This window comes from Bradyrhizobium manausense, from assembly GCF_018129685.1.
In the GTDB taxonomy this organism is placed as follows: Bacteria; Pseudomonadota; Alphaproteobacteria; order Rhizobiales; family Xanthobacteraceae; genus Bradyrhizobium; species Bradyrhizobium manausense_D.
Genome location: NZ_JAFCLG010000001.1, coordinates 1,489,604 through 1,502,261, shown reverse-complemented (window position 1 = coordinate 1,502,261; position 12,658 = coordinate 1,489,604). Strand labels below are relative to the sequence as shown.

The window sequence follows — 12,658 nt, the reverse complement described above, 5'->3', positions numbered from 1 at the left end:
CGTCTCTCGATCCGGCGACGCGAAGCACTGCGCCGTACGAATGCGTGCATTCGACCGGGGAGCGGTAGGGTTGCCTACCGCGCTTCGACCACTTCGCCGTCCTCCTTCACGAACCGCCCAACTGGATGATCGAGGAGATCGACGACCGCCTCTGAAGGGCGGCACAACCTCGTGCCCTTTGGCGTCACCACGATCGGACGGTTGATCAAAATCGGATGCGCGAGCATCTGGTCGATCAGTTCGTCATCGGACCATTTGGGATCGGCGAGCCCGAGCTCCTTGTAGGGCGTGCCCTTCTCGCGCAGCAATGCACGGACGGACGCGCCCGTCGCCGCGATCAGCTGCTTGAGCGTTTCGCGCGACGGCGGCGTCTTCAGATATTCGATGACGATAGGCTCCGTGCCGCTCTGCCGAATCATCGCAAGCGTGTTGCGCGAAGTGCCGCAGTCGGGGTTGTGATAGATCGTGACGCTCATCGGTTTGTTTCCGCGATTGGCACAGGGCCGCGTGCATTGGAATGTCCGAGCAGCCAGTTCATCAGCAGCAAGCCGGCGAACGCACCGCAGAGCTCCGCGAGGATGAAGCCGGGCAGGTCAGTAGGGCGAATGCCCGAGAAAGTGTTGGTCAGGGAACGCGCAATGGCCACCGCCGGATTGGCGAACGAGGTGGACGCCGTAAACCAATAGGCCGCCGTAATGTAAAGACCGACAAGCCAGGGCACCGCCGTCCGTTGAAATCGGATACCGGCCAGGATCGTCGCGACCAGCCCGAAGGCGGCGACGGCCTCGGCAAACCATTGCGGCCCTCCCGTTCGCACCTTTACGGAGACATCCAGCAGAGGCAGTCCGAACATCAGATGCGCCGCCATCGTGCCTGCGATACCGCCGCCGATCTGTGCAATCACGTAGAGAGCGGCCTCGTTGACCGGCAGCTCGCGCTTGCCGGTGAAAACCAGCGTGACCGCGGGATTGAAATGCGCCCCGGAGATCGGGCCGAGCACCGTGATCAGGACAACCAGAATGGCGCCGGTCGGCAGGGTGTTGCAGAGAAGCGCAAGCGCGACGTCCTTGGTCAGCGTCTCCGCCATGATGCCGGAACCGACGACCGTGGCGACGAGAATGCCGGTGCCGAGCGCTTCGGCCGCGAGGCGCCGCGAGAGATCGAAATTGTCCATCAGCTGGCCTTCGGCTCTGGCCGGGTTGCACCGTCCGAGCGGCCGATCTCGCGCAGCTTGGTGCCGAGCGACAGGCTGTCGATGCTGCTCATCGGGAGGTTCACAAAGGTATCGATCCGATTCTTGAGATGGCGGAACGCAGTGACGAAGGCCGCCTGTTTCTCCAGACCGGTACCCTCAAATGCGGCAGGATCTTCGATCCCCCAATGTGCAGTCATCGGCTGCCCCGGCCAGATGGGGCAGGCCTCGCCGGCTGCATTATCGCAAACGGTGAAGACGAAATCCATCACCGGCGCATCGGGTGCGGCGAACTCCGCCCAGCTCTTCGAGCGCATTCCGTCGGTGGGATAGTCCATGCTGGCGAGGGTGCGCAGCGCCAGCGGGTGGACCAAGCCTTTTGGCGTGCTGCCTGCGGAGAAGGCTTGGAAGCGGCCGGCGCCGTCCTTCCGAAGAATCGACTCGGCGAGGATCGAGCGCGCCGAATTGCCGGTGCACAGGAACAAGACGTTGTAGATATGATCAGACACGGGCTCGCCCCTTTCGTTTTGGAGAGCAGCAGGCTTGCAGGCTGTCGACGACCGGCTCGCAGACTTCCGGCCTTCCACCGCAACAATCGCGCAGCAGGAACACTGCGACATCGCGGAATTCGGCGAGGTTGGCGCGGTAGACGATCGAACGGCTGTGTCGCTCGGAGGTCACGAGACGCGCGCGCGTCAGGATCGAAAGATGGGCCGACAACGTGTTCGGCGGCACTTCGAGCAGGCGTGCGAGGTCGCCGGCCGCAAGGCCATCGGGTTCGTGCCTGACCAACGTTCGGAACGCCTCCAGACGGGTCGATTGCGACAGCGCGGCGAGCGCGAGGATGGCTTCTTCTGTTTCCATATATCCAGACTTATGGAATTAGTGATTCGGCGTCAATCTGGAAGTTGTTAGCTGGGCATATTTCGAACATTCTAGAAATATGGTTGACAGGGAAGCGGGACCGGAGCATGTTAGGTTCCATGAAGATCGACGACGCAGCAGCACGCCTGGAAGCATTGGGTAACCGGACCCGGCTTCAAATCTATCGCGCCCTGGTTCGGGCAGGACACTCCGGCATGCCCGTCGGTCGTTTGCAGGAGAAGCTTAAAATCCCGGCATCGACGCTGTCTCACCACATCAAGTCTCTGGTCGCGGTCGGGCTGGTCAGCCAGGTCCGCGAATCCACGACGTTGGTTTGCCACGCAAACTACGACGCGATGCGAGGCCTGGTGGATTTCCTGGCGGCGGAGTGCTGCGCGGACGAAGCCGAGTGTGGGGGCGCTCAATCGGCGGCCTGATTTTTTTTGCCGAATTATTCGATGGTTCTAGAACGATGGGAGCAGCGAAATGAGCGACCGAAAAAAGACAGTAGCCATTATCGGGGCAGGGCCTGTCGGCCTTGCCGCAGCCGCGCACGTGCTGGAGCGCGGTATGTCGCCCATCGTGTTGGAGGCGGGGATAGAAGCTGGACACGCGATCCGCCAATGGCAGCACGTCCAGCTCTTCTCGCCCTGGGAATACAATGTCGACAAGGCCGCCGCGCGCCTGCTGGCGTCGACAGGCTGGAATTCGCCCGACCCTCAGGCCTATCCAACCGGCGGCGAATTGCTTGAGGGATATCTCAAGCCGCTCGCGACGAGAACGTCGTTGCGCGACGTGGTCCGCACGTCCAGCCGCGTCTCGGCGATCAGCCGTGTCGGCTTCGACAAGGCGAAGACGAGAGGGCGTGAACAGGCGCCTTTCGAAATCCGCTACCAGAACGGCAAGGGACCCGAGGTCCTGCGCGCCGATGCCGTGATCGATACGTCGGGTACATGGTTCTCCCCCAATCCGGCCGGCGCCAACGGCTTGCCTGCGATCGGTGAGCCTGAGCTCGCTGACCGCGTCGCTTACGGCATGCCGGATGTACGGGGCGCCGATCGTTCCAGATATGCCGGAAAGACGGTTGCCGTGCTGGGCGCCGGCCACTCCGCGGTTGGCACGCTGATCAATCTCGCGCGCCTTGCCGACGAAGTGCCGGGGACGCAAGCTATCTGGCTTGTCCGCGGCTCTGACCCTGCAAAGGCTTTCGGCGGCGGCCGCAACGACAAGCTTGCAGCGCGCGGAGAACTAGGCAGTGTCTTTGCTGCGCTCGTGACCTCCGGAAAGATCAATGTCGAGACCGAATTCGGCGTCACGCATCTTGCGGACTCCGAAGACCGTCTCAAGGTCTCGGCCGGCGCCTGTTGCGGTGCGCGCAGTGTTGTCGTTGACGAACTGGTCGTGTCGACGGGCTTCCGTCCCGACTTCTCGTTTCTGTCCGAGCTGCGTTTGCGGCTCGACCAAGCGATCGAGGCGCCGGTCGCGCTGGCGCCGCTGATCGATCCCAACGAGCATAGCTGCGGGACGGTGCGCCCGCACGGTGCAAGCGAGCTCGCCCATGACGAGCCGGGCTTCTACATCGCCGGTATGAAGTCCTACGGCCGCGCTCCGACCTTCCTCATGATGACGGGCTATGAGCAGGTCCGCTCGATCGCGGCCGATCTCGCCGGCGACAGGGCGGCTGCCGAGAGGGTCGAGCTTTTGCTGCCGGAGACCGGCGTGTGCACGCGCGGTGGCGTCGAGGCCGCCGCGGCTGCAGGATGTTGCGGCGGGCCAGCCAAGGAAGAGGCATCGGCCTGCTGTGCGGCTGATGAAACAGCCAAGAAAGCCGGCGCTTCGGGTTGTGGCTGTTCATGAAGCAGGTCCTTGCGGAGCGGGCTGCGGGTCCGCTTCCTGTCGTGCTCGCGCTCGGCACCACGCAGACCATTGCGTGGGCGTCGAGCTACTATCTTCCGGCTGTCCTTGCCGTTCCAATCGCGCGTGATCTCGGGCTCGCGGCAACTCATGTGTTCGCAGCACTATCGGGTGCGCTCATTCTCTCCGGTCTCCTCGGTCCCCGCGTCGGTCATGTGATCGACAGGTTTGGCGGGCGCAGGCTGCTCGCAAGCTCGAATGCGGTCTTTGCCGTAGGCTTGCTGCTGCTCTCCGTTGCCCATGGGGCTGCGTTGTTGATCGCCGCGTGGATGCTGCTCGGGATCGGCATGGGCATGGGTCTCTACGAGGCGGCATTCGCTACGCTCGCGCGCATCTACGGCACGCGCGCTCGCAAGGCGATCACCGGCATCACCTTGATTGCCGGCTTTGCCAGCACCGTTGGCTGGCCGCTGACGACCTGGCTGGATGCCGAGTACGGCTGGCGTGCGGCCTGCCAGATATGGGCCATCATCCATGTCTGTCTCGCTTTGCCGCTCAATCTTTCGCTGCCGCGTGCGACGCCACTCGATCATGCCTCTCAACCGGTTTCCGGGGCGAGCCCGCATCCCGGACGCCAGAGCGAGACGTTTGCGATGGGCGTGCTGGCCTACATCTTTGCCGCAGCAAGTTTCGTCAGTTCCGGCGTTTCGGCTATTCTGCCGTCGATGCTGGTCGCGTTTGGAACGACGCCGGCTCAGGCCTTGCTCGCAGGGACACTCGTTGGCCCGGCCCAAGTCGGCGCCCGCCTCCTCGAAGCCGGCCTGCTCAACCGTTTCCATCCGCTGTTGTCGGCGCGGCTGGCTGTGCTCATGAATCCGATTGGGGTCGTCGCACTGATCGCAGGCGGTTCACTCTTTGCGCCGGTATTCGCCGTCCTCTACGGCGCCGGCAACGGCATCATCACCATTGCGCGTGGCACACTACCGCTGATCTTGTTTGGACCTGTGGGCTTCGGCAAACGCGTCGGCATGATCTCGCTCCCGTCCCGCCTGACGGGTGCCGCCGCACCGCTGATGCTGGGGCTGATGGTGGAGCATTTCGGGCGTGGTGCGCTGTGGATCAGCGCGCTCGCATCGGTCTCTGCGTTCTTTGCTCTTCTTCTCCTTCATGCGGGTCCGTCGCCATCGACACCTGTCCCGGCGGGAGGACAAAATTCATAGCTTGAGCGGTCGATCTTTGATTGTGGTGATGTGCATCGGACAGGTCGGCAATCTGCTGCCGCACGTGACGTTGTCTGCAAACCTCGCGCAGCACTTGATGCCGGCATGGGGGCTCTCCGCCGCCGAGGGTGGATTGATGGCGAGCGGTTACGCGTTCGGCTACATGCTCGCGGTGCCCTTGCTGACGACCTTGACCGACCGCATCGATGCGCGACGCGTGCTGCTCTGGGGCTCGATCGTCAGCGGGCTTGCGACTGTCGCCTTTGGCATCTTCGCGCAGGGATTCTGGTCGGCGAGTGCGATCTGGTCCATTGCGGGGCTTGGATTTGCGGGTGCCTACATGCCGGGACTGAAGGCGTTGACGGACCGCCTCCCGGCCGGCGACACCTCGCGGGCCGTCACGTTGTACACGTCGAGCTTTTCAGTCGGCGTCGGCCTCTCGTTCCTGGCGGCGCAAGTCATCGCCGATCGTTGGGGCTGGCGGACCGCGTTCGTCGTGACCGGCTTCGGCCCCATTGCGATGGTTGTCGCGTGCCTGCTGATGCAGGAGCGACGGCCCGGGCCGAAGGTGGGGCGCCTCCTCGATTTCGCACCCGTCTTCGCCAATCGTGAGGCGCTGGGTTATATCTTCGGCTACGGCGCGCATTGCTTCGAGCTTTACGGGATCCGCACCTGGTTGGTCGGCTTCTGGACCTTCGTCATCACCCATCAAGGCGCACCGTCATGGCTCAGTCCTGTCGTGATGAGCTTCTGCTTCGCGGTGATCTCGATGCCCGCCAGCATCCTCGGCAATGAAGCCGCGCTGAAATTTGGCCGCCATCGCGCCATCACGATGGTCATGATCGCGTCGGCCTGCGTTGCGCTGATCATCGGGTTCAACGCGACGGCTCCGGCAGGGGTGCTTGCGCTGCTGCTGCTCGTCTATGGCCTGACCGTGCCTGCGGATTCGGGCGCGTTGACCGCGGGCATGTCGGCTGCCGCTGTGTCCGAACACCGCGGCGCGACCCTGGCCCTGCATTCGACGATCGGTTTCGGCCTGTCAGCGCTCGGGGCCTGGGGAACGGGTGCTGCGCTCGACGCGGCCGGCGGCCCGCAAAGCGCAAGCGGCTGGCTGCTGGTGTTCATCGTGCTTGCGGTCGGGATCGCGGTCGGGCCGCTCGCGCTGCTCTGGGCGAGGATGGTTCATGCGAAGCACTCGCTTGATCATGGCATTCCTCCTTCGGCATGAAAAAACCCGCGGCGGATTTCTCCGCGCGGGTGCTACGAATTTTTCGATGATGCCATTATGCCGGTGTTTTGCCCGACGGGTCAAGCGTTTTTCGGTAAAACAGCAGATGATTGCGCGGCGGGTCCTCTGCGCAAGCACAGTTTTCAGGGCTCCCGATCATCGCCGCGCCGATGCCAGGCAATGCGGAGCGTTAGTCTAATCATTTCAATGCCCCGCTACTGTGCATGGGGTTGTTTTCGCGCTCGATGCCTTGAAGGCGTCGCAACGCCTGCGCGTCAGCGCCGGCCGCGCGGCGCCTCGGCCTTGGCCGGCGCGTCGGTCTGCGGCGCGCAGGTCGCAGCCTGCAGCGAGGCCTGGGCCTGCGGCATCAGCCCGGGCTCGGCGGCCAGCGCCTTCATCAGGATCAGGCCGGTGGCGGTCGGCGAGTCGATGATCAGGCGGTCGGCCGCGGTGATCTCTTCGTCCTCGGGCAGAGCGTTGTGCTGCGCCTCGGTCATCAGGTCGAGCTCGATCACCTTCTTGCCGGCCGAGCGGTCGTTGATAGCGTAGTAGGCGATCTCGTTGCGGGTGTAGAACGACACCGACGTGTAGGCCTGGCTCACCGGCACGGTGAGCTTGATCGGGCCGCCCGACAGATCGTAGCGGCAGATCGCGAGCGCAAAGGCCGGATCCATGAACGGCATCGGCGAGGTCTGCGGATCGGCAAGCGGAAGCTGCGTGACGCCGTTGAGCTTGGTCATCGGCGTCAGCCGCGAATAGGCGTCTTGCGTTGCGATGCGCGGCAGGGCGAGCACGCTGACGAGATGGACCACGAGGCCCAGCACCACACCGGCAAGGATCGTGAACGCGAGGCGGATCATGAGCAGCCCACCGTCGCGATGGAGGGCATCGGCGCGTCGCGCTGGGTGCGCGTCGCCACCCCAACCGGCGTGTCGTAGAGGCGGAACATCAGCGCGTAGCGCTCGATGCCGCCGGTCGGCAGCCAGTTGCCGGCGCGCGAGCGCGCGGCAATGTGGATCTCGAACGAGCCGTCGGACTGGCGCACGATCTCCTGGCTGGTGAAGCCGTAACGCTGCAGCGAGTTGGCGACGAGATGGCCCTTGCGGTCGTACAGCGTCAGGGTCCAGAACCGCGCCGGTGGCGTCACGCCCGACACGACGACGTCGCAGCGGCCGTCGAGCGCCTTCTTCTTGTCGTCGGTGGTCGCGGTGAAGGCAACGCCGTCGCCGGTGCCGATCGGCAGCTCGCCGTTGCGCACGATGGTGGCGCGCGAATAGGGATCGACGTCGGCGGTGCCGGTGCGCGGACGCGCGGTCCAGGGGCCGATGGTCAGCGCGCCGATCTCGGTGCCGCGCGTCGTCGTCATCCAGGTCGCGCCGACGCCGACCACGCTCGCGAGCAGAAGGGCCGTCAATGTGATCAGGAGCAGCCGCACGGGATCAGATCAATTCTTGCGCGGGGTGGATGCGTTCGCGTTCTCCTCGGCCGCGTAATTCTGCGGGAAGGCGAGCGCGCTCGTCGACGAGGCCGGCTTGGCCTGCTTGCTGTCGTCGGTCGCCGACTTGGTGGTGGTCTTGGCCGCGTCGTCGAGCAGCTTCTCGACGCGCACCAAAATGTCGGCGCCGCGCTTGGTCAGCACCGGCGGCGGGCCGGGCTTGGTCTCCAGCACCTTCGGTCCGGCATTGGCCTGCGCGTTGGCAACGCGCTCCGGCGGCAGCTTCTGGCCCATGCCGATGCCGGCAATCTCGCGGACCTCGACGCCCTGATGCGCGGCGACCATGATGTCGTGCCAGGTCTGCGCCGGCAGCGAGCCGCCGGTCATGCGGTTGGTCGGCGAGTAGTCGTCATTGCCGTACCAGACCGCGCAAGTGAAATTGCCGGTGTAGCCGACGAACCAGGCGTCGCGATACGCATTGGTGGTGCCGGTTTTGCCGGCGGTCGGAATGCCGTCGAGCGCGGCGCGGCGCGCGGTGCCTTCGCTGACGACGTGGCTCATCATGCCGGCCATGTCGGCGGCGATATTCGCGGGAATGGCCTGCTTCGGCTTCGGGCCGTCGCGGTCCCAGCGCCAGACGAGATCGCCTGCGCCGGTGCGCACCTCGAGCACCGAATGCGGCGTCACCGATTTGCCGCGGTTGGGGAAGGTCGCATAGGCGACGGCGTGTTCGAGCACGGTGACTTCGTCCGAGCCGATCGGCAGCGACGGCGTGTCGGGCAGCGGCGCCTTGATGCCGAAGCGGCGGGCGACCTCGACGATCTTGGCGCGGCCGATCTTGGCCGGGTTCGGTGCCTTGGGCTGTTCCTTCTGGCCGATCGCGATCGAGAGTTTGACGGGCACGACGTTGATCGAGCGCGTGATCGCCTGCGTCAGCGTCACCGCGCCGGAATAGGAATGGCCATAGTTCTGCGGACACCAATTGCCGATGCAGACCGGGCCGTCGACCACGACCGAGTTCGGCGTGAAGCCGTTCAGGAGCGCGGTGGTGTAGACGTAAGGCTTGAACGAGGAGCCCGGCTGGCGATAGGCGTCGACGGCGCGGTTGAACTGACTGGCGCCGTAATCGCGGCCGCCGACCATGGCGCGAATGCCGCCGTCGAGATCGGAGACGACGGTCGCAGCCTGTGTCGCGTGATAGTCGCGGCCGAACTGGCGCAGCTGGTTCTCGATGGCGTCTTCCGCGGCCTTCTGCACGTTGGTGTCGATCGCGAGGCGAACGACGAACACGCGCTCGGTGTAGGATTTCGGGAAGGTGTCGACGAGCTTGCGCATCTCGTCGAAGGCATAGTCGAGATAATAGTTCGGCGAGGCCTCGTCGCGGCGGTCGACCGCGAAGGCCGGGTTGCGGCGGGCGCCGAACACTTGGCCCTCGGTCATGAAGCCGGCATCGACGAGATTGTCGAGCACGACGTTGGCGCGGGCACGCGCGGCGGGCAGGTTGATGTGCGGCGCGTATTTCGTCGGCGCCTTGAACAGGCCCGCGAGCATCGCGGCTTCCGCCAGCGTCACGTCGCGCGCCGATTTGTTGAAGTAGAAATGCGCCGCACCGTCGACGCCGAAGGTGCCGCCGCCCATATAGGCGCGGTCGAGATAGAGCTTGAGGATCTCGTTCTTGGTCAGGCGCCATTCCAGCCAGACCGCGAGGAAGGCCTCGTTGATCTTGCGCTCGATGGTGCGCTCGTTGCTCAGGAACAGATTCTTGGCGAGCTGCTGCGTGATCGAGGAGCCGCCCTGGCGGACGCCGCCCGCCTGCGCGTTGGTGACGAGCGCGCGCGCCGTGCCGGCGATGTCGATGCCGAAATGCTCGTAGAAGCGGCGGTCTTCGGTCGCGAGCGTCGCCTTGATCAGGACATCAGGAAAATCTTCCAGCGGGATCGAGTCGTTGTGCTTGATGCCGCGGCTGCCGATCGGGTTGCCGTAGCGGTCGAGGAACGTCACCGCGAGGTCGGACTTCTTCAGCCAGTCCTCGTCCGCGGTCTCGCGGAAGGCGGGAATGGCGAGGATCAGCATCAGCACCATGCCGCCGAGGCCGAGCGTCGCGGCTTCCGACAACGGCTCGATGAACACCCAGCGCTTCCATCGCCCGACATAGAAGCGGTCCATGAAAGTCGAGTAGCGTTCGTAGAGCTCGCGGATGCCCTTGGCCGAGGAGAACAGCGAGGAGTCGATGCGTGCATCGAGGTCCAGGAAGAAGTTCCGGACTTTGCTCTTCCAATTGGATGGTGTGTTCTGGACCACCTAGAACCCTTGAGGCTCGCTTCGAAAGCGTTCAAGCAACCCGGCCGGGGCGGCATCGAGACGTCTTGAGGGATTGTTGCGGCAAACCCAAGGCGCCCGTTTCGCGCACCCAAGGCGGACTTGCTGTCCTTCTAGCCGAGCGGGGCCTATAAACCAATGGTCAGGCTCGCAATTTTGAACAACAGGCTGAATTGAACCCCGGTTCATTACGGGGCTTCTGCCGGCCTTGCTTGCAGCTTCCGGGCAGCCCGCCCTAGATGGTGCTACCCGCAGCTCTTTGGATTAGTATCAGGCGCATGACCGCAGCTCGCAAGCCACCTTCGGACCAGGATGGATTCTTCTGGAAAACCAAGAAGATGGAGGAGATGTCGCCGGCCGAGTGGGAGAGCCTGTGCGACGGCTGCGGCCGCTGCTGCCTGAACAAGCTCGAAGATGAGGATACCGGCGAGATCTATTTCACCGATGTCAGCTGCAGGCTGCTCGATTCCTGCTCGGCCGGCTGCAAGAGCTACGCGAATCGCTTCGACTTCGTGCCGGACTGCGTTGTCATGACGCCCGAAAAGGTCCGGACCCTGACATGGCTGCCGCCGAGCTGCGGCTACAGGCTCGTCGCCCAGGGCCGCGATCTCTATTGGTGGCATCCGCTGATTTCGGGCGATCCCAACACGGTGCACGAGGCCGGCGTCTCCGTGCGCGGCCGGGTCGAGGGCACCGAGGAGGCGATTCCGGACGAAGAGCTCGAACATCACCTCGTGCAGTGGCCGGGGCAGCTGCCGAAACGGGCGCGCCTGAAGCGACGCCCCAAGGACTGATCCGCCCGATCCTGGCTTCACATGTTCGCGATGACCACGGCGCGGGATGCACCCATGCGCCGCGGTGCCTGCCTGGGAAGAAGTTTGCTGTTTAGATTGGGTTCGTAGAACGAATCCTTCGCGGCATTGCGCCGCAGCAAGCCCTCTGACACGCCCGAAATGAACCAGTTCGCACGGCAGAGCAGCCCGTCTGCCGATATCCAGACATTGCCCGACGATCTCGCCGAGGAACTGACCCGCCTTCCGGGCGAGGTCATCAGCGTCAGTGACGCGCCGTCGATCTCGCCGCCGGCACCGCTGACCTCGGACGATGTCCGCACCATCGTCATCAGCCTGATGCTGACGATGTTCCTGGCTGCCCTCGACCAGACCATCGTCGCCACCGCGCTGCCGACCATCGGGCGCCAGTTCGGCGACGTCTCGAACCTCTCCTGGGTCATCACCGCCTATCTGCTCGCCTCGACCGCGGTTGCGCCGGTGTTCGGCACGCTGAGCGACATCTATGGCCGCAAGGTCATGATCATCGTTTCGCTCAGCCTTTTCGTCGCCGGCTCGGTGTTGTGCGCGGTCGCGCCAAGCATGCCGATGCTCATCCTCGCGCGCGGCCTGCAGGGACTGGGCGGCGGCGGCATCATGCCGGTCGTGCAGACCGTGATCTCCGACGTTGTTTCCCCGCGCGAGCGTGGCCAGTACCAGGCCTATTTCTCCAGTGTCTGGATGGTCGGCGGCATCCTGGGCCCCGTCATCGGCGGCGTCTTTGCCGAGCATCTGCACTGGTCGATGATCTTCTGGATCAACCTTCCGCTCACCGCTGCTGCACTTGCGCTGCTGTTGCCGAAGATGAAGCGGATCCCGGTGTTTCACCGCAAGCGCAAGGTCGACTGGCTCGGCGGCGTGCTGCTGATGGCCTCGGCCGTTGTTTTCATGCTGGTGCTGACCTGGGGCGGCACGCGCTTCAAATGGCTGTCGCCGACTGTTCTTGCGATGGTGGGCGGCGCCGTCGCGCTCGCGCTCACCTTCGTCTGGCATGCGCGCCGCGCCGACGAGCCGTTTTTGCCGTTGCCGCTGCTCTCGGGATCTGTCGCGCCCTTCGCGCTGACCGCGGGCGGGTGCGGTCTCGGTGCGATCACCGGCCTTACCGTGCAGCTGCCGCTCTATTACGAGTCGGTCTATCACCTCAGCGCCAGCGAGGCCGGCCTTGCGCTGATCCCGCTCGCGGCGGTCTCGACGGTGGGCGCGGCCGTCGCCGGCCGCACCATGGCGCGGGCCAAGCACTACAAGCGCGTCGCCATCGTGGGTACGTCCTGGGCCGCGCTGTGCGCGCTCGCTCTCACGCTGACGACCTTGCCGCTGTGGGCGTTGCTGTCGCTGATGGCCGCGTTTGCGCTCGGCCTCGGCACGACCTTCCCGGTTTGCGTGGTCTCGCTCCAGAATTCCGTCGCCCGTCCGCTGGTCGGCACCATCACGGGCGCGATGAACTTCTTCCGCTCGCTGATGTCCTCGTTCACGGTCGCCGCATTTGCCGCGATCCTGCTCATTGCGCTCGGCGCCGACATTCCCCTCGCTGGCGAGCATCATGCTGCGGGCAGTATTCCCGCGATCCCCACTGAAGACATGCGGCACGCTTTCCGCTACGTCTTCGCGGCCGCGACCGCGCTGATGACCACCGCCTCGCTCAGTCTGATCATGATGGAGGAGCGGCCACTGGCCGGTCCCGCCGTCACTCAGCCGGTCGAGATGGCGGAGTAGGGG

General features: G+C 64.8%; 13 protein-coding genes. 6 read left to right on the top strand and 7 right to left on the bottom strand.

Annotated elements, in window-relative coordinates; translation table 11 throughout:
- Nucleotides 1-74 precede the first annotated feature (74 nt).
- The 4 genes from arsC to JQ621_RS07225 are packed head-to-tail and all read right to left on the bottom strand — an operon-like array spanning nucleotide 75 to nucleotide 2,056.
- Nucleotides 75-476 (bottom strand): arsenate reductase (glutaredoxin), encoded by a 402-nt coding sequence (gene arsC, locus JQ621_RS07240; RefSeq protein ID WP_212233685.1) that lies wholly within the window; start codon nucleotides 474-476, stop codon nucleotides 75-77.
- On the bottom strand, nucleotides 473-1,174 hold the full coding sequence (locus JQ621_RS07235) for an aquaporin (protein ID WP_212233684.1): 702 nt from the start codon (nucleotides 1,172-1,174) through the stop codon (nucleotides 473-475). Before JQ621_RS07235 ends, arsC begins: the two co-directional genes overlap by 4 nt.
- Nucleotides 1,174-1,701 carry an arsenate reductase ArsC gene (locus JQ621_RS07230; RefSeq protein ID WP_212233683.1) on the bottom strand — a complete coding sequence of 176 codons (528 nt, stop codon included), beginning with the start codon at nucleotides 1,699-1,701 and terminating at the stop codon, nucleotides 1,174-1,176. The genes JQ621_RS07235 and JQ621_RS07230 overlap by 1 nt, the downstream gene beginning before the upstream one ends.
- Nucleotides 1,694-2,056: an ArsR/SmtB family transcription factor gene (locus tag JQ621_RS07225; RefSeq protein WP_212233682.1), complete on the bottom strand. Its 363-nt coding sequence runs from the start codon at nucleotides 2,054-2,056 to the stop codon at nucleotides 1,694-1,696. The genes JQ621_RS07230 and JQ621_RS07225 overlap by 8 nt, the downstream gene beginning before the upstream one ends.
- A gap of 119 nt (nucleotides 2,057-2,175) precedes the next feature.
- Here JQ621_RS07225 and JQ621_RS07220 point away from each other — a divergent pair, with 119 nt between their 5' ends.
- From JQ621_RS07220 to JQ621_RS07205, 4 genes are read left to right on the top strand one after another with little or no spacing between them, the layout of a single operon-like run.
- Nucleotides 2,176-2,493, top strand: a complete 318-nt coding sequence (locus JQ621_RS07220) for an ArsR/SmtB family transcription factor (protein ID WP_212233681.1) — start codon at nucleotides 2,176-2,178, stop codon at nucleotides 2,491-2,493.
- 49 nt (nucleotides 2,494-2,542) lie between these two features.
- Nucleotides 2,543-3,913: an NAD(P)-binding domain-containing protein gene (locus JQ621_RS07215; protein ID WP_212233680.1), complete on the top strand. Its 1,371-nt coding sequence runs from the start codon at nucleotides 2,543-2,545 to the stop codon at nucleotides 3,911-3,913.
- Nucleotides 3,910-5,130: an MFS transporter gene (locus tag JQ621_RS07210; RefSeq protein ID WP_212233679.1), complete on the top strand. Its 1,221-nt coding sequence runs from the start codon at nucleotides 3,910-3,912 to the stop codon at nucleotides 5,128-5,130. Before JQ621_RS07215 ends, JQ621_RS07210 begins: the two co-directional genes overlap by 4 nt.
- A gap of 28 nt (nucleotides 5,131-5,158) precedes the next feature.
- A complete protein-coding gene (locus tag JQ621_RS07205) occupies nucleotides 5,159-6,358 on the top strand; it encodes an MFS transporter (protein WP_212233828.1) in 1,200 nt (399 codons plus the stop codon).
- 275 nt (nucleotides 6,359-6,633) lie between these two features.
- Here the strand turns inward: JQ621_RS07205 and JQ621_RS07200 are convergent, their stop codons facing one another.
- The 3 genes from JQ621_RS07200 to JQ621_RS07190 are packed head-to-tail and all read right to left on the bottom strand — an operon-like array spanning nucleotide 6,634 to nucleotide 10,094.
- Complete coding sequence (locus tag JQ621_RS07200; RefSeq protein WP_212233678.1) at nucleotides 6,634-7,218, bottom strand: DUF1254 domain-containing protein; 585 nt, start codon at nucleotides 7,216-7,218, stop codon at nucleotides 6,634-6,636.
- Nucleotides 7,215-7,793, bottom strand: a complete 579-nt coding sequence (locus JQ621_RS07195) for a DUF1214 domain-containing protein (protein WP_212233677.1) — start codon at nucleotides 7,791-7,793, stop codon at nucleotides 7,215-7,217. The genes JQ621_RS07200 and JQ621_RS07195 overlap by 4 nt, the downstream gene beginning before the upstream one ends.
- A gap of 9 nt (nucleotides 7,794-7,802) precedes the next feature.
- On the bottom strand, nucleotides 7,803-10,094 hold the full coding sequence (locus JQ621_RS07190; protein ID WP_212233676.1) for a transglycosylase domain-containing protein: 2,292 nt from the start codon (nucleotides 10,092-10,094) through the stop codon (nucleotides 7,803-7,805).
- A 296-nt stretch (nucleotides 10,095-10,390) separates the two neighbouring features.
- Between JQ621_RS07190 and JQ621_RS07185 the strand changes: the two genes are divergently transcribed.
- The gene (locus JQ621_RS07185) at nucleotides 10,391-10,906 is read left to right on the top strand and encodes a YcgN family cysteine cluster protein (protein WP_212233675.1); all 516 of its coding nucleotides are present in this window, start codon (nucleotides 10,391-10,393) and stop codon (nucleotides 10,904-10,906) included.
- 159 nt (nucleotides 10,907-11,065) lie between these two features.
- Entirely contained in the window at nucleotides 11,066-12,655 is a 1,590-nt protein-coding gene (locus JQ621_RS07180) for an MDR family MFS transporter (RefSeq protein ID WP_212233674.1), read from the top strand.
- Nucleotides 12,656-12,658 lie beyond the last annotated feature (3 nt).